The following is a 20,208-nucleotide window of genomic DNA, read 5'->3' on the forward strand; positions in this document are numbered from 1 at the left end:
GTCGCAGGCTAAGGTCGTGAGGACACTTGTGCGCATGCTGATTCGAGCGTGACTACCGGCGGATGACCCGAGGATGACCGAGCCCGCAGACCTGTACCACCAATACGAACGGGAGCGGGCGCGAGCCGAGCGGCTGGCCGACCGCGACGAGTTCCGTGGGGCATTGGTCAATTCACTGCAGGAGGGGTTCTTCGTCGTCGACGGCAGCGGCGCCGTGATCGAGATCAACGATGCGTTCGCCGAGATCACCGGCTACGGCCAGGCCGATCTGCCGTACCCGATGCCGCACCCGTGGGTGGGCGACGAGGCGGCCGCCGAAGGCCGCAGGGACGCGCTGCTGCGCGACGGTCGGCTGACCGGCGAAATCGAGATCCGGCACCGTGACGGACGGCGGCGGTGGGTGGCGGTCAGCATCAACGCCGTCACCGGTCAGCAGACGGGCGGGGACCATTCGGGGGGCCTCTACGTGGGCACCATCCGCGACGTCACCTCCGCGCGCGCGACCACCGCACGCGACCGCGCGGTCGCACGGCTCGCGACCGCGGTCAGTGTCGCCAAGAGCGTCGACGAGGTGCTGAACATCACGCTCGAGCAGTGCCGCGAGTCCCTGGACGCGCAGCGGCTGATGGCGGTGATCTGGCCCAAGACCCCCGGTGAGGGGCCCGCCGTGCATGTGGCGGGTGAGCCCGCCGTCGCGAGTTGGGACGAGCTCGACGACGACTGGCGCCGCACCCTCGACGACGCCCGGTCCTGGATTCCGCTGACCGTGACGCCGGTCGGCGCGGCGCCGAGCGCAGGCACCACCCGCGGGTTCGTGACCGTGCTGTCCGGCGCGCGCGACGTCGTGGTGTGCCTCGAGCACCGCGTTCCGCGCGTCGTCAGCGACGAGGACCGGCACCTGATCACCGCGCTGGTCGGCCACCTCGGCAGCGCGATGCAACATGTCCGGCAGTTCGAGAACGCCCGCGACACGTCGCTGACGCTGCAGCGCTCGCTGCTCGCGCCGATCGACCTGCCCGCCGGTTTCGCCGTGCGCTACGAACCCGCGGTGCATCCGCTCGAGATCGGCGGCGACTTCTACGACGTGCTGCCGGTCGCCGAGCACCGCATCGGCGTCGTCGTGGGCGACTGCGTCGGACGCGGTCTGGCGGCCGCGGCGGTGATGGGGCAGCTGCGGGCATCGACCCGCGCCCTGCTGTTGACCGGCGCCGGGCCGGCGGCCCTGCTCGAACACCTCGACTCGGTCGCCGAGCTCATCCCCGACGCGTTCTGCACGACGGTGTTCGTCGCGATCGTGGACACCGAGAAGGGCACCGTCGAGTACAGCAGCGCGGGCCACGTGCCGCCGATCCTGCTGGGCGACGACGGTGTGCGTGCGCTGTTGGACGAGGCGTGCTCGGTGCCGCTGGGCGTGGGGCGCAGTGAACCGCGTCCGCAGGCGTCGCATCCCCTGGCGCCCGGGGTGACGCTGATGCTCTATACCGACGGCCTGGTCGAGCGGCGCGACGAGCCGATCGACACACAGATCGACCGGGTGGCCGCGGTGGTGGCCGAGTCGAGGGCGCTACCGGTCGAGGAGGTGGCCGACACGGTGCTCGGCAAGCTCGCCCCCGACCACGGCTACGACGACGACGTCGCGCTCGTGCTGTACCGGTTCGATCACGCGCCGCTGATCATCGACGCCGCCGCGACCGCCCCGGAGCTGACCGAGATCCGCCACCGCCTGACCGACTGGCTCTTGGACAACGGTGTCGTCGATCCGGCCGCGTCCGACCTGGTGCTCGTGGTCAACGAGGCCTGCTCCAACAGCGTCGAACACGCCTACCGCGGACGCGACCCCGGCCGGATGCACGTGCTCGCCGAGCGGCAGGGTGACTCGATCCGGGTGCGGGTCACCGACTTCGGGTCGTGGAAGATCCCGCCCGCCGACCCCGGGACCCGCGGGCGGGGGCTGCTGTTGATGCGGGCGGTCAGCGATCAGGTCGACCTGGACGGCACCCCGGCGGGCACGACGGTCGATATGACGTTTCAATTACCGGAGAACGTGAATTGACGGCGCCCTGCTCCTCTCGACACCTTGCGCGTGATATGACAATCACCAGCAAGGACCGTCTGTCGAGGAGAGGCAGCGATGCGGGTTGTTTGGCATGCACTGAGGCGGTGGCGCCTCTAGTTCATCGGGGAGGCGCTGTGACCGACTCTGCGCGTCACGAGCCGTTGACGGTGGGGGTCTGAAAGTCATGAGCGGCAACCAGTTCCGGTTCAGTGCCGGAGGCGCTGAGTCATCCCCGACCGTGACCGCGTCCGGTGAGATCGACCTGGCGAACGTCGATCAGTTCGCCGCGGTGCTGTCACAGGCGGCCGAGGCGCACGAGGTGATCACCGTCGACCTCACCGCGGTGACCTATTGCGACAGCGCGGCATTGCGGGAGTTGTTCTCCGCGGCGGCGAACGCGAAGCTCGAACTCGTCGTGCCCGCCCGCGGCTCGATCACCACGCTGCTGCGGATCTCCGGCCTCGACAAGGTCGCGTCGGTCAGAGTCGTGGACTGAACGGATCGTCGTGCCGGCTCCGGACTTTCAGCCCCGCCAACACCCCGAACTCATCACGCTGCTGCATCGCGTGCTGGAACGGTTGCGCGCCGAATTGCCGAACGCGCTCGGCGTCGCGGTCACGGTGCAGGACAAGCGCGCCGAGACACCGGCAGCGCTGGCGGCGCTGGGCATCGAGGCCGACATGGTGGCGATGCAGCTGTCGGGCCTCGGCGGGCCGGTGTCGGATGCGTTGACCTATCAGGTGCCGGTGCTCAGCGTCGACCTGTGGACTGATGAACGGTGGCCCGACCTGAGCGCCGACGCGGCGGCCGCACAAGCGCCCAGGATCGTCGCGGAGCTGCCCCGGGTCTGCGGGGTGGCGGCGGTGTCGGGCTTCTGGCGCACCGACGCCGCGCTCATGCTGTCGTGCACGCTGAGCGAACCGGGCACGGCGGCCACCGTCGCCTCGCTGATCGCCTACGAGCAACTGGTGTCGGCCGCGCTGGTGACCACCGCCGCGCAGAACGAGGCCGCGTTCGAGGACCTGCTGACCGCGCTGCAGTCGCGCGGCGCCATCGAGCAGGCCAAGGGCGTGTTGATGGGGTTGATCGGGTGCGACGCCGAACAGGCGTGGAGCGTGCTGCGCCGCGCCAGCCAGGAGTTCAACGTCAAGCTGCGCGAGCTGGCGGTGGCGTTGATCGAACACGTCAGCGGCGTGCCCGCCGAGCAGCCCGGGGTGGCCGAACCGATCGCCCCGAACGAGCCGGCGCGTAACGCCGCCCGGCTGCTGTGGTCGGCGATGTCCAAGGACCGGCCCGCCTGACGGTCAAGACGGCTGCTTTGCGGCCGCCTCCAGTTGCTCTTCGAGCGCGCCCTCGTCGCGGCCGAGCGCGATGGTGGCCGAGGTCATGGCGGCCACCGCGACTGCGATCGCCGCGGCCTTGATCCCGTTGACGGTGAGGTGTTCGCCCAGCACCACGGCGCCGAGCACGACCGCGATCACCGGTTCGAGCACCAGCATCGTCGGCACCGAGGTCTGCAACGACCCCGCGTGGAACGCCGACTGCTGCAGGAACACCGCGACCACGCCGAGCACCACCAGCAGGTACAGCACCGGCGCGGTCACCACCGCGCCCAGCCCGTCGTTGGTCAGCATGTGCATCACGATCTTGGTGAGCACCGCGACGACGCCGAACAGCAGTCCCACCGCGACCGCGAGGATCACCGCACGTTTCCACCCGTTACTGCGCACCGCGATCACCACGCACGCCAGCACCGCCGCCGCGCAGACGACGGCGACCGCGGCGGACGTCGGCGCGGAGGCCTCGTAGTCACCAGGCCGCGTCTTGGCGAGGACCACGAACACCGCGAGCGCCGCGGTGAGGACCAGCGCCCACAACCACTCGCCGCGGGTGACCCGGCGGTTGGCCAGCCGCGCGCTCAACGGCAGCGCGAACAGCAGCGCCGACACCAGGATCGGCTGCACCAGCAGCAGCGACCCCTCGGCCAGTGCGAGCGCCTGGAAGACGTAGCCGGCCACGGCCGCACCGGTGCCCGCCCACCACAGCGGCGTGCGCAGCAGCGTCATCACCATCACACCGCTGACACCGTGCTCGGGCGGAACGTGCATCGTGGCGCGCTGCCGGACGACGATGCCGATGGCCAGGAAGAGGGCGGCCAGCAAGGCGAGAAAAACAACCAGGCCCTGGGTTACCACTGTGCGCCCACCGACGCCTCCCGTTCCTGTCCGACTGGGCCCAGCATCACCGCACAAGCAGAACACATCCGCCGCGTCGCCGCGAAAGCGGCCGCGTCGGCACCGCAGGTTTGACGGTCCGCCCGACCGGGCATCAACCCGATCATGAATTTGCGACGGTTGGTGTTGCTGGCGGGTGCGATCGTGTTGCTCGTCGGCGTGATTGGTCTGCTGATGCCCGTGTCGATCCCCGGGCCCGACAATCAGAAGATCGGGTGCGGCAACGCGGTCGCGGCCGATGACTCCGCCGCGAGCCAGGCCGACAGCAGCAACCCGGTGAACCTGCCGATCCTCAACGAGGTCGTTCCGCACACCGACTACGTCGCGCAGTGCCAGGCCGCGGTCTCCGACCGTCGCACCTGGACGATTCCCGTGGCGATCGTCGGGGTGGTGCTGCTCGCGGGCTCGTTCCTGGTCGGCGGCCGCACCGCCCGTACCGGCTAGCCCTAGCTGGCCTCGCGTCCGTTGACCACCCGCAGGCGCGGCGGTGCCGGTTCGTCCGGAGCGATCCGGTCGTTGACGGTGGCCACCACGGTGTCGACGCGGTTGACCGCCCGGTCGCACAGCCCGCGGACCTTACCGCTGGCGGCGTCCACATCGTCGGCGGCGCTCAGCAGGTAGGCGCGGACGTTGAGGCCCAGCCGCTCGCCGGCGGCGCGGACCCGCCGGCGCAGGCGATCGTCGATCTCGACCGTGACGTAGGGCGTCACGCGAAGCTTCATAGCGTCACACTAGCTTTGTTTCTTCTTCGCGTTCGCTTCCTTGATCGCCTGCCTGCCCTGCGGGCTGGCGGCCGAGTTACCGGGGTCTTTCGCGGTGGCCACGGTGGCGTTGCAGTTGATGTCGAGCAGCACGGTGTCGGTCACCGGGGTGAAGGCGTCGCCCTTGAGCCACGGCGCCGACTCGGAGTGGGTGACGACGCACTTGTCCCGCGGCAGGGTGTCGCCGGCCCGCGACGAGACGACGGCCTTCTTGCCCGCCTCACTCAGCTTGCCCGCCGCGTCGCCGTAGGTTTCCCCCGCGTATGCGTCGGCGTTGGCGATCCCCGCACCGGCCAGCACCGCGATCGACAGCGCCGTCATACCGGCCGCGGCGAACTTTGCGCACCTCGTCATGAGCACCAGACGTTAAGCCGCCGAGCTGTCAGGCACCTGACGACTCGGTCGGAGTTCGCCGCCATCCCGAACTGCTTTGGACTATCTCGTCCAGTTATTCCCGATATCCAGCGCTTTACGTCGTTGACGTGCGTTGATCTTGGACGATATAGTTCAGTCCAACTACAGTTAGGACACATGATGAAGTCACTGCACTCGGGTCGCCGGATCGCGGCCCTGGCCGGCGGCACTGCCGCTCTCGCGATGGTGCTGTTCACCGCGTCGTGCTCCACCGAGGAGCAGGCGCCGGAGGAGACCACCACGACGACCACCACCACCACGACCACGAGCGCCGCGGTGGAGCCGACGGACAAGGCGCCGCGGATCAATCCCAACGATCCGAACCCGTTCTCGCCGACGGTCATCGCGCCGCCCGCGCCGACCGCCGTTCCCGGCGACAACTGACGGGTCTTTTCCCGTTCGATCCAGCGCCGTCGGCGCGTCAGTGCACTGGCGCGCCGACGGCCGCGAATGATGCCACGTGGCCGATCGCCATGTTCAGCGCCGACTGCATGAGCCGCGGGTCACGCCCGGTCTGCGACAGCAGGTAACCACCTTCCACCGCCGCGAGTAATCCCGTTGCCAGGGCTTTGATTTCAGCGTCCGGGCGGAGCACCCCGTTGTCCCGCATCCGCGCGAGGGCACCGGCCAACAACCCGTGCCACTCGGTGAAGTGCTCGGAGAGCGATGCGCGCGCACGGTCGTCGGTGTCGGACAATTCCGCAGCGAGAGAACCGAGTTCGCAACCCCACAGGCCCCGCCGCAGTGTGCAGCGCTGCACCATCGCGTCGCGCCACTGATAGAGCCCCTTGAACGAGTCCACCTTCTCCAGCCGCAGCCGCTGCCACGACAGCACCTCGTCGGCACGCTGCGTGATGACCTCGTAGACCAGCTCCGCCTTGTCCTGAAAGTGTTGGTAGAACTGGGATTTGCTGGCCGCACTGGCCGCGAGGACATCGTCGATCGTGGTGGTCGCGACACCCTGGGCATGCATCAGTTCGGCTGCGGCCAGCACGATGCGGTTGCGCGTGGCGGCTCCGCGGGAGGTCAGTCGGGGCCGCGGCGGATGATCCGGTTGCGGCGGCATCTGTTCACTGTATCGCTGCCGCCGATTCGCGGCGCTGAGTCTGCGCGAGCGGCCGGCGCGCGGACTCGGTGAGCGTCAGGATCGTCACCATCGAGATCACCGCGGCGGCGATGAGATACCAGGCGGGCGCGAGGTTGTCGCCGGTCGTGGCGGTCAGCCAGGTGACGACGTAGGGCGTGGTCCCGCCGAAGCCGGCGACGCAGATGTTGTAGCCGACGGAGAAGCCGCTGTAGCGCACACGGGTGGCGAACAGTTCGACACCGGCGGACACCGCCGTCGAGACGTAGATCGACTCGATGGCCGCCAGCGCGCAGTGCGCCGCGATCGCGGCCACCACCGAACCCGAGTTCAGCAGCAGGAACAGCGGATAGCCGAACACGATGAACGCCACCGACCCGGCGATCAGCATCGGCTTGCGGCCCACCCGATCCGACAGCGCGGCCAGCGGCAGGATCAGGATCAGCGCGACCAGGCTGGCCAGCGTGATCGACACGAACGCGTCGGTCTTGGAGAACTGCAGCGTCTTGATGAAGTAGCTCGGCAGGAACGTGAACACCACGTAGTAGCCGATGTTGAACACGATGAACACGCCGATGACCTGCAGGATGGGTCGCCACGACGTCGTCACCGCCTCACGCAGCGGTGACTCGGCGACCTGCTCGGTCTTGCTCAACTCGGCGAACTGCGGAGTGTCGTCGAGGCGCAACCGGATGTAGAGCCCGACCAACCCCAGCGGCCCGGCGATCAGGAACGGGATCCGCCAGCCGTAGCTGTCCATCGCCGCCGCAGGCAGCAGCGCCTGCAGCAGCGTCACGGTGACCGAGCCGAGCAGGAAGCCCACGACGCCGGACCATGCCATGAACGTGATGGTCAGACCGCGCCGCCGTTCGTCGGCGAACTCGGCGAGATAGACTGCGCCGCCGCCGTATTCGCCGCCTGCCGAGAATCCCTGCAGGCAGCGCAGCAACAGCAGCAGCAGCGGGGCCGCGACGCCGATCGTGGCGTACGTCGGCAGCAGACCGATGAGCACCGTGGCCGCGGACATCAGCAGGATCACCAGCGCCAGCACCCGCTGCCTGCCGAGCCGGTCGCCGAGCGGGCCGAAGACGAACCCGCCGAGGGGACGCATGAAGAACGCGGCGGCGAAGATCGCGAACGTGTTGAGCAGCGCCGCGGTGTCGTTGCCCGCGGGGAAGAACTTCGCCGCGATGAACGTCGCCAGGAACCCGTAGATCGCGAAGTCGAACCACTCGACCGCGTTTCCGATCGACGCGCCGGTGACCGCCTTGCGCACCTCGCTCGACATGTCGACCTCCTGAAAGTAAGCGTCCCGCTGAGCAATTCGCTTACCCGGTGGCAAGCGACACTGAGAAGATATCGGTCCCCGGGCGGCCGGATCCATCAGTTCCGCCTGCCGTGCAGCCGATCCGCCCACAGCGGCCTGGTGGCCAGCACCACCACCGCGAGCACCACCAGCGGCGCGGCCAGCGGCGCCCACGGCAACCGCAGCGGTATCGCCACCGCCGCGAGCGCGGCGAGCGCGAACCCGGCCATCGCCATCGCGGTCGGTGCGGTGATCTCCGCGGTGTGGCGCAGCACCAGGTAGCCCGCGGCGGTCAGCCCGCACACGGCGGCCGGTGCCGCAGCAGCGCCGGCGAGCACCAGGGCAACAGCCACCAGGAGCACCGCGGCCGTCGACATCGCCCGCACGACGGTGCCCGCCACCACCGCGGCCGCCGCGCCCGCGCACACCCACAGCGCCGCCGTGTCGGCCGACAGCGCCGCGGCCGCCACCATCACCAGCCCGGCGGCGGTCGACAGCAGGCGGTTCACCGTTGCCTCCGGTGGTCGGGCACCAGCTGCAGGGACTGATCGAGGGTGTCCTCTTCCCGCCAGGCCACCACGTCCACCCCGATCGTGCCCATGTCGCGGTACATGAACGAGCGTTGCATCGCCCACATCCGGGCCACCAGGTCATCGCATCCACCGGGAAACGGCGCGCCCTGCAGGACGTCGACGGCCACCACCGTGTGGCCGCGTTTCCTCAGGTCGATCAGCGCCAGCGCGAACTCGGTGTCCAGCAGCGTCGAGAACGCGATCACGATCGCGCCCGGCGGCACCGCCGCCCGCGGCGCCAGCGTGCCGGAGGTCGTCTCGAAGCTGCCGCTGACGCCGAGCAGCACGTCGAGCACCCGGTAGAACTGCCGCCGCCCGATGTCGGCGCTGAGCCACCGCGGATGGCGGTCACCCAGCGCCACGACGCCGGCCCGGTCGCCGCCGCGCAACGCGCTCTGCACCACCTGCACCGCGCCGCGCGCAGTCCGTTCGGTGGCCTCCGTCGCCGGGCCGGGGGGCTGATGGTAGTTGTCGACCAGCACCACGACGTCGGCCGCGCGGTCGGTCAACCGCTCGGTGACGTGCAGGCTGCCGCGCCGCGCGCTCACCGGCCAGTTGATCGTCCGCAGCTGATCACCCGGCACGTAGCGGCGCACGTCGGCGTATTCGACGCCGGGCCCCACGTAGCGGGTCAGGTGTGTGCCGAGCCGGTCCAGCAGGTCGGTGCGCGGCAGGACCGTGGACTGCGGCGGGGCCAGCGGGAAGACATAGACGTCGGCGGCGTCGGCGACACCGGTGCCCTCGACAAGACCACCGCGGGCCGGCACCGTGACGCGAGCCCGCACGGGGTACCGACCCCACCGGTCCGCCGACACCGTCACGGTGTGCCTGCCGTCGGCGTCGCGTTGCCTCTGCTGAACCGCCATGCCGTCGACGAATTCGAGTTCGACAGCCGCGTTCTCGGTGTCGGTCCAGACCGTCACCCGGGCCGGCTCGCCCTCGAAGCACCGGTGCGTACCGGGTTCGCCTCGCACCCGGAGCGCAGGCGCGGGCGGCTGCCAGCCGACCGAGCAGAGCACGCCGATCAGCGGAGCGGCGAACACCACGAGTTCCCAACGCAACCCGATCACCGCGACCGCCAGCGCAACCCCGACGCAGGTCAGCAGGGCGCGAGCGAGAGCTGATGCCCGCCAATGTAATTGGACATCGGTGGCGCGCGCTTCGATCACGACGACGTTCTCGGCACCGGTAGCCGGCGCAACAGTTCGTCCACCACGTCGCTGCCCTGCACCCGGCGCACCCACATCTCGGGCCGCAGGCTGATCCGGTGCGCGATGGCCGGTATCGCAAGGGTTTTCACGTCCTCGGGCACCACGTAGTCCCGCCCGACCAAAAGGGCGCGGGCGCGCGCGAGTTGGACGAGGTCGAGTTCTGCGCGGGGGCTGGCGCCGACCGCGACCTGCGGATGCTGCCGGGTGGCCGCGGCCAGGGACACCACGTAGCGCAGCACGTCGTCGTGCACGGTGACCTGCTCGACGGCTTCGCGCATCGCGAGCAGATCGTGCGCGTCGACGACCTGGGCGACCTCGGGCCGCGCCGATCCGCGGTCGATGCGCCTGCGCAGCATGTCCGCCTCTTCGTGTTCGGATAGATAGCGCAGTTCCAGCCGGATGGTGAAGCGGTCGAGTTGGGCCTCGGGCAGCGGATAGGTGCCCTCGTACTCGATCGGGTTGTCGGTGGCCAGCACGATGAACGGCGCCGGTAGCCGGTGAGTGGCGCCGTCGATGCTGACCTGGCTCTCGGCCATCGCCTCCAGCAGTGCCGCCTGCGTCTTCGGTGGCGTGCGGTTGATCTCGTCGGCCAGCAGCAGATTGGTGAAGATCGGCCCTGCCCGGAATTCGAAACGGCCGGACTGCATGTCGTACACCGTGGAGCCGAGCAGATCAGCCGGCAGCAGATCCGGCGTGAACTGCACCCGCGTGAACTCCAGCCCGAGCGCGGCCGCGAACGAGCGGGCGATCAGCGTCTTGCCCAGTCCCGGCAGGTCCTCGATCAGCACGTGCCCGCCGGCCAGCACGGTGGTGAGGATCAACGCCAGCGCGCCGCGCTTGCCGACCACCACCCGGCCGATCTCGTCGAGCACCGCGTCGCAGTTCGCGGTCGCGGCCGCCGCGGGCAGCCCTTTGCTTGACGTCATACCCGCTCCAATCGCCGCAGAATGTCATCGAGCACCGCCCGGCCCGGACCGGGTTGGTCCACACCGCTTCTCGCGACGTTCTCCGGATTGACCCACTCCCACAACCGGTCACCGAACAGCATGCAGCCCGTTGCGTGGTACGCGTGCCGATCCTTGGTCCGGCGCTGTCCGGTCGACAACTCGAACTGGCGCGCGAGCATCGGCCGCAGGTGCCGGTCCCAGTCCCGGCGCGTCGACTCCGCCCGGCTGATCAACGTCTCGGTGCGGGCCAACCAGCGCTCCAGCGACTCGGCCGCATCATCGGAATACGTTGCCGCATCGGAGGGTTCGGTCTCGCGGGTCAGATACCACCGCAGCCCGAGCAGAGTCACCGCCAGCGCCGCGCCCGTGACGATCAGCACCACTTGCCGGTCACGAGCGGCCAGTGCCATCAGCTCGACGCCGAGCACGAGCAGGAAGCCGGCGGCGACGGTCCTCTTCATGTGACCGCTCCGGCTTCGCGCTGCGGAAGTTCGGCCAGCACCCGATTGAGCACCTGCACGGCGGCGTCGCGATGGGATTCGGTCATCACATGCGGGGAGAACCGCGCCTCTTCGAACAGATGGACCAGTTCGGTGGCGCTGTCGGCGCGCAACGCGCCGCTGTCGACGGCGCGGGCCAGTACCTCGGTCGGTGTGTCACAGGCCTGCGGTGCGGCGCCCGGCACCCGGGTCAGTTCGCGCTCCATCGCCGCGTAGCACGCGATGATCGCCTCGCGGGGCTCGCGGGTCACGTCGCCGATCTCGGCGAGACCGATCTCGGCCGCCCTGGCCAGCGACGGGGCGCGCGGAGTCGGTGGGGCGCCGGTCCGGTCGACGGCCACATCCGGCGTCGGACTGGGCGGTCGGCGCCGCGATGCCACCGCGGAGCCGACGACGATCAGCGCCATCAGCACCAGCATCGGCGGGATCAGATAGTTCACGACGTTGCCGGGCGGTTCGTCGTCGGCGGCCGGATCAGCACGCCTTTCCTCGGCGGGGTCCTCGGCCGCCGGTTCGTCGACCGTCGTGGCCTCCGGCGGAGCCGGCGGTTCGGCCGGGTCGATCAGCCGGCTGAGCAGCGACACCGCGAGCAGCCACCCGATCACCGTGAGCAGCGCGACGACGACGAGCCGCCACGACGGCCGCCGCCCGGGCGCGGACTCCCGCGCCACGCTGCCCGCGGGCGCACGAACCGGTCGCGGGCTTCGCAGCCGCGCGATGACCGCCAACCCGATGATCGCCACCGCCGCGCACAGCAGTGCCAGCACCGCGGCGAGCGCCAACGGATTGCTGCGGTGCGGTTCGCGCGGGCCGGGCGGCTCGACGTCGGGGAGGTAACCCCGCAGCGAAACTGCGGCAAGGGCCATGAGCGTGATCACCGCAATCACGCGCCGTGTCGACGTCTCGGATGCGCCCATGGCCCTGACGCCATCCTGACACGGTTAGGTTCGATGGCGTGAGTACTACTCTGCAGAACCCCCGGGTCGCCGCGGCGCTCGACCGGATGTACGCCGAAGCCGAGGCCCAGATGGCCGCGCTGCGTGAGCGCGGCGCGGACTTCGCGCGCCTGTCGTCGGCCACCGCGCAGGAACGGGCCGACGCGCTCAGCGAGTTCTACCTCCCGGTGACACCCGACGCGGGGCGGCTGCTCTACTCATTGGTCCGGGCCGCCAGGCCGGCGACCGTCGTCGAGTTCGGGATGTCGCTCGGCATCTCCGCGATCCACCTCGCCGCCGCGGTGCGCGACAACGGCGCCGGGCGCGTGGTGACCACCGAGTTGAGCGCCGCCAAGGTCGCCGCCGCCAGCCGTACCTTCGCCGAGATCGGGCTCGACACGGTGATCACCGTGCTCGAGGGTGACGCGTTGGCGACATTGCAATCCCTCGACGGCCCAGTGGATTTCGTGCTGCTCGACGGCTGGAAGGAGCTGTACCTGCCGGTGCTGGAGCTGCTGCAGCCGCGGCTGTCGCCGGGGGCGCTCGTCGTTGCGGACAACACCTCGATGGCCGAACTCGCGCCGTACCTCGACTATGTCCGCGACGCGGCCAACGGTTACGTCAGCGTGGCGTTCCCGGCCCGCGACACCGACAGCATGGAGATCAGCTGCCGCGCCGTCACGTGATCCGCCGCACCCGCGCCTTGGCCTCCTTCACCGCCGCGGCCGCGTCCCGGCTCGCCTGCTTGGCCTGGTCGTAGGCGTCTTCGGCGGCAGCGAGCCCGCGTTCGGCCTCCTGCAGTCGCCGCTGCGCATCCTGGTGTCGCAGCCGCGCCGCGGCCAGATCGGACTGCAGCTCGGCGAGCGCGTCGTCGGCCTGCGCCCTGGCGTGCTCGGCGGCCGCCAGGTCCGCCTTCGCCTGCTGACGCTCCTTGTGCGCCGCGGCCTCCCGGTCGTCGCGCGGCGCGGGTTCGGCCTTCTTCTCGGGTTTCGGTGGCGGCTTCCGACGCGTGGTCGGGCTGAACACGATCGCGGTGTCACCGAACTCGCCGAAACCCGACCACGTCTCGGCCTTCGTCAGCCTGCCGAGACGGTCGGCGACGTCGGGGTCGGCCACCGCGGCCTGCAACGTGCCGGTGACGTCGTCGCGCAGCCCGCCGGTGGGCTTGAGCCCGGCCTCCTCGAACGCCGCACGGGTGAAATCGTCGACCAGGCGCCGCTGTTCGGTGGACAGTTCGCGGATCCGGTCACCGTCCATTGCCGCGTGCGCGTCGCGCAGCCGCACCCCGAGATCCTTCAGCCGTTGTACGACACTGTCGTCGCCGATCGCGAGCTGGTTGACCACCCACGCCGCCGTCGTCGGCTTGCGTGCGCCCGAGATACGTTTGGCCACATCGGCATCGCCGTTCTTGCGGGCGTCGCCGGCCAGCTGCTTGCGCAGCGCGGTGAACGCGTCGGGCTTCGCGGCATAAAGGTCGTCGAGCGGATCGTCGGCCATATCCTTCTCTACCACCGCGAGGGCCCGGGAATAGTCGCATCGTCACCGGTGTTGCGCCGCCCGTGAGTGAGAACGCCGAACTGAGCCCCACCGAGTGGGTACGCGAGCAGACCGAACGCATTCTGGAGCAGGGCACCACTGACGGGGTCCAAGTACTGGACCGGCCGATCGTCCTGTTCACCACCACAGGCGCGAAGTCGGGCAAGAAGCGCTATGTCCCGTTGATGCGCGTCGAGGAGAACGGCCGGTACGCCATGGTCGCCTCCAAGGGCGGCGACCCGCAGCACCCGTCGTGGTACTGGAACGTCAAGGCAAATCCCACCGTCACCGTGCAGGACGGCGACACGGCGACCACCGGCACCGCACGCGAGATCGAGGGCGCCGAGCGGGAGCACTGGTGGAAGCTGGCGGTCGAGGCCTACCCGCCGTACGCCGAATACCAGACCAAGACCGATCGACAGATCCCGGTCTTCGTCGTCGAATGAGCCGAGGCGCTCACGGCGCCTGACCGTGCGCGCGCAGCCAGCGGTCGGTCAACTGCCGGTACGCCTGTTTGCCGATGCTGCCGGGCCTGGCGTCGAACACGTGGTCGGCGAACGGCACCGTCACCAGTTGCGTCTGCACCCCGACGGCGTGCGCCTGGTCGACGAACGTAACGGTTTCGGCGGGCGGCACGAGGTGGTCGGACTCGGGCAGCACGATCAGCGTCGGCGGTGCGGCGGCGCTGATGTGGGTCGCCGAGGCGATGCTGCGGTAGCGCTGCGGATACTGATCGGGTGAGCCGCCGGTGTAGGCGGCGGCCATCGCCCGCGCCCGCGGACCCGTGACCGGATAGTCGTTGTCATACAGCGCCGCCGGGTCGACCGCCGGATACAGCGCCGAGACGGCGGCCACGGCGGGGACCGCTCCCCCGCACGACGACCGCAACCGGTCGGCGGCGCGCAGGTACGCGACGTTGATCGCGAGGTTGCCGCCCGCCGAGTCGCCGGTGAGCGACAACCGCTGCGCGTCACCGCCGTAGCGCGCGGCGTTGTCCCCGACCCACGTCAGCGCGCAGGCGATCTGGCCGTGCAGAACATCCCACAGGTGCCGTGACGGCGACGACAGCGAGTAGCCGACGCTGATCGTCAACCAGCCGCGGTCGGCGAACCAGCGCAGGTCGTCGCTGTGCGCGCCGCGGTCGCCCGCCACCCAGCCGCCGCCGTGCACGAAGACCAGGACCGGCGCGGGACGGTCGCCACCGGGTGGGCGATGAATGTTGAGCGACAGGGGTTTCCCGTCGAACGACGAGTAGACCTCCTCGGCGTCCGGTGCGACGGGCCGCACCGACCCGAGAGTCAGCAGCGCGGGCAGGTCGAGCCGCGCCCCGGCCGCCTCCACCGCCGCCGTCATCCGCGCGGCGATGACCGAGGCCCCCGCGACCGCCAGCACCGCCGTCACCGCGACCAGCGCCGACCACCGGGCACGCCGCCGCCACCACAGCGCCGCGGCCAGCAGCCCGCCGGCGGCCGCCGCCACGATCAGCCAGCCGAGGTACCACGGCGCGAAGGCCGTCGCCAGGCCCAGGTACGGCACCGACGGCAGGTACATCCCGAGGACGGCGACGGCGGGCACCGCGACGAGCGGCACCGCCAGCACGGGACCGACCATCGAGGCGATGCGCACACCCCATCATCGCCGAGTGCCGGGATGCACCGCGAAGACGCCCGTGCTCGGCGATGATCGTCGGATGCAGACCGGAACCGGATCGCTGCGCGCGGCGGTGGTCGTCGCCGCGCTCGGCGTCGTGTTCGGCGACATCGGCACCAGCCCGATCTACACGATCCAGACGGTGTTCAACCCCGGCGACCCGCATCCGGTGCCCGTCTCCGACGCGCACGTGTACGGCGTGGTCTCGCTGATCTTCTGGTCGGTCATGCTCATCGTCACGCTGACCTACGTGACGCTGGTGATGCGGGCCGACAACCACGGCGAAGGCGGGATCATGGCGCTGATCACGTTGTTGCGCCGATGGTCCGACGGGCGCGGCCGGCGCACGGCCGCGCTGCTCGCCGGCGCCGGACTGTTCGGCGCCGCACTGTTCTTCGGCGACAGCATGATCACGCCCGCGATCTCCGTGCTGTCCGCCGTCGAGGGGCTCAAGGTGATCGATCCCGGGCTGGGTGAATTGGTCGTGCCGATCACCGCGGTGATCATCGTCGGGCTGTTCTCGGTGCAGCGCCGGGGCACCGCCGCCATCGGCCGCTTCTTCGGGCCGGTGATGATCCTGTGGTTCACCGCGATCGGTGCGTGCGGGGTGGGCGGCATCGTCCGGAACCCCGAGATCCTGCGCGCCCTGTCCCCCGCCTACGCCGTCGCGTTCCTGACCGACCACTTCCACATCGCGTTCTTCGCGCTGGCGGCTGTCGTGCTCGCGGTGACCGGCGCGGAGGCCCTCTACGCCGACATGGGTCATTTCGGCAGGCGCGCAATCACTTTCGGGTGGGTCGGGCTGGTGCTGCCCGCCTGCACGCTGAGTTACTTCGGGCAGGGCGCGCTGGTGCTGGCCGACCAGTCGACCGTGGCCGCGCCGTTCTTCCTGCTGACCCCCGAGTGGGCCCGCATCCCGATGATCCTGTTGGCCACCGCCGCGACCGTGATCGCCTCGCAGGCCGTGATCACCGGCGCGTTCTCGGTCGCCTCGCAGGCGGCCCGGCTCGGCTACCTGCCGCGGTTGCGGATCGAGCACACCTCGGCGGCGACGATCGGTCAGATCTACGTCCCGTGGATCAACGGCGCACTGCTGATCGGCGTGCTCATCCTGGTGTTCGCGTTCCGCAGTTCGGCGTCGCTGGCCTATGCCTTCGGGATGGCGGTGACCGGCACCATCACGATCACCACGACGCTGTTCTTCTACTACGCCCGCACCCGCTGGGGGTGGCCGCTGTGGGCGGTGCTGCCCGGCGCCGGTGTGCTGTTGACCGTCGACCTGATGTTCTTCGGCGCCAACCTCACCAAGCTCGTGCACGGCGCGTGGCTCCCGCTGACCATCGCCGTCGCCACGTTCACGGTGATGACCACCTGGCAGCGCGGCTACGAGATCGTCACCGGCCGGCGTCAGCAGTCCGAGGGGCCGCTGCGCGAGTTCATCGACGGGTTGGTGCACCGCGATCCGCCGCTGATCCGGATCCCGGGCACGGCGGTGTTCCTCGACCGCGGTCGCCACACCGTGCCGCTGGCCATGCGCGCCAACGTCGAACACAACCACGTGCTGGCCGAACACGTGATCATCGTGTCGGTCGAAACCGAGACGGTGCCGCGGGTGCCCGATTCCGAGCGGATGACCCATGACGACCTCGGCTACGCGCGCGACGGGATCGTCCATGTGGCAGCGCGTTTCGGCTACCTGGAGCGGCCGAACGTGCCGCGGGCGCTGGCGCTGCTGGCGCCCGAGGACACCGAGGGCCCGATCGACCTGGCGAGCGCGTCGTACTTTCTGTCGAAACTCGACCTGCGGCCCGGCGACGCGCCGACCATGGCGCCGTGGCGCAAGCGCTTGTTCGTCGCGACGTCACACATCACCGCCGACGCCGCCGCGCAGTTCGACCTGCCGCTGGACCGGACCGTGATCGTCGGCGCCCGCATCGAGTTCTGAGGATCAGCGGCGGAACACGACCCAGCGCATCATCGTGTACATGAACACCGCCTCGCAGGCGCCGGCCGCCAGCCGCGCGACGCGCACGTCGACGCCGTTGGCCGCCAACAGGTTCGACACCCCCAGGATGAACGCCAGGTAGTTCACCACGACGACGACCACGTACACGCCCACCTGCGGGCCGACCCGCGCGTGGGACCGGAAGTTGGCGACCCGGTTCAGCACGTAGCTCAACGCGAATGCGCACGCATACGCCACCGTCACCGCGAGCGCCAGCGGCATCCGGCCGTACAGCACGCTCAGCAGGACGAGGTCGACGCCGAAGGTGAAGCCGTTGATCAGACAGAACCCGAGAAAGGTCGGCGCGACGACCGCGCTCAGCCCGAACGGCAACCGCGCGACGGCCCCCTCGCACAGCGCGTGGAAACGGGCGACGACGTTGGTCGCCGACGCCGCTCGCACCCCACCACGCTGGCACACCCGGGTGACCGGTCCGTGAGCGTGAGGCGAACGACACGCGGCGGGTTCAGGCCAGGCCGACCGCCGCCCACAGCGCGGCCGTGCGCCACCAGATCAGCGCCGCGCACAGCACCACCACCGCGACCGTCGCCCCGAGCTGCACCGCGGTGCGGGAGGTGCGCGGCGCGTGGGTGTAGGCCGCGGCGACGACGGCGCCGGTGACGAGCCCGCCGATGTGGCCCTGCCAGCTGATGTTCTGCGAACTGATCAGCGGGATGACGAACGTGAAGGCGAGGTTGAGCGCGATGATCGCAACCACCCAGCGCACGTCCATGTTCAGCCGCTTGCCGACCACGAACGTCGCACCGAACAACCCGAACACCGCGCCCGAGGCGCCCGCGGTCGCCGCCATCGGCGAGGACAGCAGGTACACCAGCACCGACCCGCCGAGCGCGCTCAACGCGTACAGCCCGAAGAACCGCAGCCGGCCCAGCGCCATCTCCAGCGGCGGGCCGACCACGTAGAGCGCCCACATGTTGAACAGCAGATGCGGCACGCCGTAGTGCAGGAACGCCGACGTCAGCAGCCGGTACCACTCGCCGTCGGCCACCGCGTACGGCCGCAGGACGAGCTCGGACTGCAGGCCCGGCACCGCCATCTGCAGCACGAACATCACCACGTTGACGGCGATCAGCGCGTAGGTGACCGTCGGTTTCGCCGACGGCACCCCGCCGAACTGGGTACGCGGCTGCCGGACCGTCCTGGCGCCCTCGTTCACGCACTCCACGCACTGGTGCCCGACCGCCGCGTCGCGCATGCATTCGGGGCAGATGTAGCGGTTGCAGCGCGAGCACCGGACGTAGGTGACGCGGTCGGGATGGCGGTAGCAGGTCGGGGTGACCGCCGGGCCGGGCATGTTCACAGCGTCACGCTCACAGCGTCCCGAACAGTTCGATCCAGTTGCCGTCCGGGTCGGCGACGAACATCCAGCCCATGCCCGGAACCGGCGCGAACTCGGTCAACGGCTCGACCACCTGGTAGTCCGACGCCGCGAACGCGTCGGCCATACCACGCAGATTGCTCACGCCGATCGTGAAGTACCGGATGCCCGCCTGGGCCCGGCCCCCGCCCGGCGCCGCGGGTGCCGGCGGCGCCGGCTCGTAGGTCACCAGCTTGAGCACGCTGCCGCCCAGCGAGTACCGCCGCTGCGACCCGCCGGGGAAGTCGATGACGCCCTGCGGTTCGAGTTCGAGGAAACCCTCGTAGAACGCGACCATCGCGTCGAGATTCGTCGTGACGAGGCCCACCTCGATACCGGGGCTCAACAGGTCCAGCTGCACGCCACCACCTTAGATTCCGCCGCGCCGGGCGCCCCGCTGCGCCGCCGCGGATAACAATTCGGTCACCGCGCAGATCACGATCATTTAAGAGGCTGCGGGCAATATTGAGAGAATTCAAGATCTCTTGTCGCGCGCTTATCGAATTCGGCACAAATTGCGGCACAGATCACGGCCATATGCTGTAACGCCAGCGTGCCGGCGGTTTCCGAATTTCGCGACCGGGTTTGTCCGCTTTTGCCTTGGGTACCTTGGTTTTCGGGGACGGGGGAATCAGCGAACATCGCAATTGAAGGAAGAAACGACATGAAATTCCGTGGTATCGCCATGCGTCGGCAGGTCGCCGGCGCCTGCGCCGCCAGCCTGCTCGGCGGCCTCGCCGCAGCAACCATCGCAGCGCCGTCGGCCATGGCCGCGCCGGACTGCAGCGCCAGCGCCGTGTCCGGCACCGTCAGCTCGGTGACCGGTGAGGCCCGTGCCTACCTGGACAACCATCCGGGTGCCAACCAGGCCGTGACGGCTGCGTTCAGCCAGCCGCGGCCGCAGGCGTCGGCCACGCTGCGCGGGTACTTCAACACCAACCCGCAGGAGTACTACGACCTGCGCGGCATCCTGTCGCCGATCGGTGACGTGCAGCGCACCTGCAACATCCAGGCGCTGCCGCCGGAGCTGGCGTCGGCCTACGACGAGTTCATGGCCGGCTGACCCGCCTGCGCGTGAACCGCGGACCGCACGTCCGCACCGACCCGTCGCCACAGCGCTGTGGCGACGGGTTTTCTCATGGTTTCTCCCCGCGCCGGGAAGCGCTTAGACTGGCTTCCTATGAAACTCACGCGACCCGTCGCCGTCGCCGCGGCGGTGCTCCTCGCCGCCGGCGGGGCGGGCATCGCGCACGCCCAACCGGCCCCGCCCGCACCCCCGGCGCCCGCGCCGCCCGCGCCGAAGACCTCGATCGACGCCGACGGCACCTACAAGGTCGGTATCGACATCGCGCCCGGCACCTACGCCTCGGCGGGCCCGACCGAAGACGCCGCCTGCTACTGGAAGCGCTCCGGGCCGGACAAGATGCTCGACAACGCGCTGACCAAAAAGCCGCAGGTGGTCCGCATCGAACCGGGCGACACGACGTTCACCACCAACGACTGCCAACCGTGGGCGCTGACCAACCAAGCCCCGCCGCCGCAGGCCGCCCCCGGCGACCTGCTCGGCCAGCTCGGTGCGTTCATCGGTCAGGGCATCCTCGCCGGGCCCCGTTAACCTG

Annotated in this window: 25 protein-coding genes; 10 read left to right on the plus strand and 15 right to left on the minus strand. The window is 70.0% G+C overall.

Going from position 1 to position 20,208, the window contains the following annotated elements:
- Nucleotides 1–73: 73 nt before the first annotated feature.
- The 3 genes from BLW81_RS04750 to BLW81_RS04760 all read left to right on the plus strand — a co-directional run bounded on the left by BLW81_RS04750 (nt 74) and on the right by BLW81_RS04760 (nt 3,357).
- Nucleotides 74–2,053, plus strand: a complete 1,980-nt coding sequence (locus BLW81_RS04750) for a SpoIIE family protein phosphatase (protein ID WP_083406213.1) — start codon at nt 74–76, stop codon at nt 2,051–2,053.
- 187 nt (nt 2,054–2,240) lie between these two features.
- Nucleotides 2,241–2,552 (plus strand): STAS domain-containing protein, encoded by a 312-nt coding sequence (locus tag BLW81_RS04755; RefSeq protein WP_083406214.1) that lies wholly within the window; start codon nt 2,241–2,243, stop codon nt 2,550–2,552.
- A gap of 10 nt (nt 2,553–2,562) precedes the next feature.
- On the plus strand, nt 2,563–3,357 hold the full coding sequence (locus BLW81_RS04760; RefSeq protein ID WP_083406215.1) for an ANTAR domain-containing protein: 795 nt from the start codon (nt 2,563–2,565) through the stop codon (nt 3,355–3,357).
- A gap of 3 nt (nt 3,358–3,360) precedes the next feature.
- Here the strand turns inward: BLW81_RS04760 and BLW81_RS04765 are convergent, their stop codons facing one another.
- Nucleotides 3,361–4,251 (minus strand): DMT family transporter, encoded by an 891-nt coding sequence (locus BLW81_RS04765; protein WP_197680353.1) that lies wholly within the window; start codon nt 4,249–4,251, stop codon nt 3,361–3,363.
- Nucleotides 4,252–4,395: 144 nt separating this feature from the next.
- Here BLW81_RS04765 and BLW81_RS04770 point away from each other — a divergent pair, with 144 nt between their 5' ends.
- Nucleotides 4,396–4,734 carry an aminopeptidase gene (locus BLW81_RS04770; protein WP_083406216.1) on the plus strand — a complete coding sequence of 113 codons (339 nt, stop codon included), beginning with the start codon at nt 4,396–4,398 and terminating at the stop codon, nt 4,732–4,734.
- A gap of 2 nt (nt 4,735–4,736) precedes the next feature.
- Here BLW81_RS04770 and BLW81_RS04775 read toward each other — a convergent pair whose 3' ends face one another.
- Both BLW81_RS04775 and BLW81_RS04780 read right to left on the minus strand, forming a co-directional pair.
- The gene (locus BLW81_RS04775; protein ID WP_083406217.1) at nt 4,737–5,012 is read right to left on the minus strand and encodes a hypothetical protein; all 276 of its coding nucleotides are present in this window, start codon (nt 5,010–5,012) and stop codon (nt 4,737–4,739) included.
- A 9-nt stretch (nt 5,013–5,021) separates the two neighbouring features.
- Nucleotides 5,022–5,405 carry a hypothetical protein gene (locus tag BLW81_RS04780; RefSeq protein ID WP_083410331.1) on the minus strand — a complete coding sequence of 128 codons (384 nt, stop codon included), beginning with the start codon at nt 5,403–5,405 and terminating at the stop codon, nt 5,022–5,024.
- Between the two features lie 180 nt (nt 5,406–5,585).
- On the opposite strand from BLW81_RS04780, the gene BLW81_RS04785 reads away from it, so the two are divergent.
- Nucleotides 5,586–5,849, plus strand: coding sequence for a hypothetical protein (locus BLW81_RS04785; protein ID WP_083410332.1), 264 nt, complete (start codon nt 5,586–5,588; stop codon nt 5,847–5,849).
- A 37-nt stretch (nt 5,850–5,886) separates the two neighbouring features.
- Here the strand turns inward: BLW81_RS04785 and BLW81_RS04790 are convergent, their stop codons facing one another.
- From BLW81_RS04790 to BLW81_RS04820, 7 genes are all read right to left on the minus strand, one after another.
- Complete coding sequence (locus BLW81_RS04790; protein WP_083406218.1) at nt 5,887–6,531, minus strand: TetR/AcrR family transcriptional regulator; 645 nt, start codon at nt 6,529–6,531, stop codon at nt 5,887–5,889.
- Between the two features lie 4 nt (nt 6,532–6,535).
- On the minus strand, nt 6,536–7,837 hold the full coding sequence (locus BLW81_RS04795; protein WP_083406219.1) for an MFS transporter: 1,302 nt from the start codon (nt 7,835–7,837) through the stop codon (nt 6,536–6,538).
- Between the two features lie 95 nt (nt 7,838–7,932).
- On the minus strand, nt 7,933–8,364 hold the full coding sequence (locus BLW81_RS04800) for a hypothetical protein (protein WP_235632177.1): 432 nt from the start codon (nt 8,362–8,364) through the stop codon (nt 7,933–7,935).
- Nucleotides 8,361–9,596 carry a DUF58 domain-containing protein gene (locus tag BLW81_RS04805; RefSeq protein WP_083406220.1) on the minus strand — a complete coding sequence of 412 codons (1,236 nt, stop codon included), beginning with the start codon at nt 9,594–9,596 and terminating at the stop codon, nt 8,361–8,363. The genes BLW81_RS04800 and BLW81_RS04805 overlap by 4 nt, the downstream gene beginning before the upstream one ends.
- The gene (locus BLW81_RS04810; protein ID WP_083406221.1) at nt 9,593–10,564 is read right to left on the minus strand and encodes an AAA family ATPase; all 972 of its coding nucleotides are present in this window, start codon (nt 10,562–10,564) and stop codon (nt 9,593–9,595) included. Before BLW81_RS04810 ends, BLW81_RS04805 begins: the two co-directional genes overlap by 4 nt.
- Complete coding sequence (locus BLW81_RS04815; RefSeq protein WP_083406222.1) at nt 10,561–11,046, minus strand: hypothetical protein; 486 nt, start codon at nt 11,044–11,046, stop codon at nt 10,561–10,563. Before BLW81_RS04815 ends, BLW81_RS04810 begins: the two co-directional genes overlap by 4 nt.
- Nucleotides 11,043–12,002 (minus strand): DUF4129 domain-containing protein, encoded by a 960-nt coding sequence (locus BLW81_RS04820; RefSeq protein ID WP_083406223.1) that lies wholly within the window; start codon nt 12,000–12,002, stop codon nt 11,043–11,045. Before BLW81_RS04820 ends, BLW81_RS04815 begins: the two co-directional genes overlap by 4 nt.
- Nucleotides 12,003–12,040: 38 nt before the next feature.
- Between BLW81_RS04820 and BLW81_RS04825 the strand changes: the two genes are divergently transcribed.
- On the plus strand, nt 12,041–12,706 hold the full coding sequence (locus tag BLW81_RS04825) for an O-methyltransferase (RefSeq protein WP_083406224.1): 666 nt from the start codon (nt 12,041–12,043) through the stop codon (nt 12,704–12,706).
- Here the strand turns inward: BLW81_RS04825 and BLW81_RS04830 are convergent.
- Complete coding sequence (locus BLW81_RS04830) at nt 12,699–13,517, minus strand: hypothetical protein (RefSeq protein ID WP_083406225.1); 819 nt, start codon at nt 13,515–13,517, stop codon at nt 12,699–12,701. The two genes, BLW81_RS04825 and BLW81_RS04830, sit on opposite strands and share 8 nt — an antisense overlap.
- A gap of 62 nt (nt 13,518–13,579) precedes the next feature.
- Between BLW81_RS04830 and BLW81_RS04835 the strand changes: the two genes are divergently transcribed.
- On the plus strand, nt 13,580–14,002 hold the full coding sequence (locus BLW81_RS04835; RefSeq protein WP_083406226.1) for a nitroreductase family deazaflavin-dependent oxidoreductase: 423 nt from the start codon (nt 13,580–13,582) through the stop codon (nt 14,000–14,002).
- A gap of 10 nt (nt 14,003–14,012) precedes the next feature.
- Here the strand turns inward: BLW81_RS04835 and BLW81_RS04840 are convergent, their stop codons facing one another.
- On the minus strand, nt 14,013–15,182 hold the full coding sequence (locus tag BLW81_RS04840; protein ID WP_083406227.1) for an alpha/beta hydrolase: 1,170 nt from the start codon (nt 15,180–15,182) through the stop codon (nt 14,013–14,015).
- A 64-nt stretch (nt 15,183–15,246) separates the two neighbouring features.
- On the opposite strand from BLW81_RS04840, the gene BLW81_RS04845 reads away from it, so the two are divergent.
- The gene (locus BLW81_RS04845; RefSeq protein ID WP_083410334.1) at nt 15,247–17,151 is read left to right on the plus strand and encodes a potassium transporter Kup; all 1,905 of its coding nucleotides are present in this window, start codon (nt 15,247–15,249) and stop codon (nt 17,149–17,151) included.
- Between the two features lie 3 nt (nt 17,152–17,154).
- On the opposite strand, the gene BLW81_RS04850 is transcribed toward BLW81_RS04845, so the two are convergent.
- The 3 genes from BLW81_RS04850 to BLW81_RS04860 all read right to left on the minus strand — a co-directional run bounded on the left by BLW81_RS04850 (nt 17,155) and on the right by BLW81_RS04860 (nt 18,950).
- On the minus strand, nt 17,155–17,613 hold the full coding sequence (locus BLW81_RS04850) for a GtrA family protein (protein WP_083406228.1): 459 nt from the start codon (nt 17,611–17,613) through the stop codon (nt 17,155–17,157).
- 64 nt (nt 17,614–17,677) lie between these two features.
- A complete protein-coding gene (locus BLW81_RS04855) occupies nt 17,678–18,526 on the minus strand; it encodes a rhomboid family intramembrane serine protease (protein WP_083410335.1) in 849 nt (282 codons plus the stop codon).
- Between the two features lie 16 nt (nt 18,527–18,542).
- Complete coding sequence (locus BLW81_RS04860) at nt 18,543–18,950, minus strand: VOC family protein (RefSeq protein ID WP_083406229.1); 408 nt, start codon at nt 18,948–18,950, stop codon at nt 18,543–18,545.
- Between the two features lie 303 nt (nt 18,951–19,253).
- Between BLW81_RS04860 and BLW81_RS04865 the strand changes: the two genes are divergently transcribed.
- Together BLW81_RS04865 and BLW81_RS04870 are read left to right on the plus strand one after the other, a co-directional pair.
- On the plus strand, nt 19,254–19,652 hold the full coding sequence (locus tag BLW81_RS04865; RefSeq protein WP_083406230.1) for a heme-binding protein: 399 nt from the start codon (nt 19,254–19,256) through the stop codon (nt 19,650–19,652).
- 117 nt (nt 19,653–19,769) lie between these two features.
- Entirely contained in the window at nt 19,770–20,204 is a 435-nt protein-coding gene (locus BLW81_RS04870; protein WP_083406231.1) for an Rv1352/Rv1906c domain-containing protein, read from the plus strand.
- Nucleotides 20,205–20,208: the final 4 nt, after the last annotated feature.

This window comes from Mycolicibacterium rutilum (assembly GCF_900108565.1).
GTDB classification, from domain to species: Bacteria; Actinomycetota; Actinomycetes; order Mycobacteriales; family Mycobacteriaceae; genus Mycobacterium; species Mycobacterium rutilum.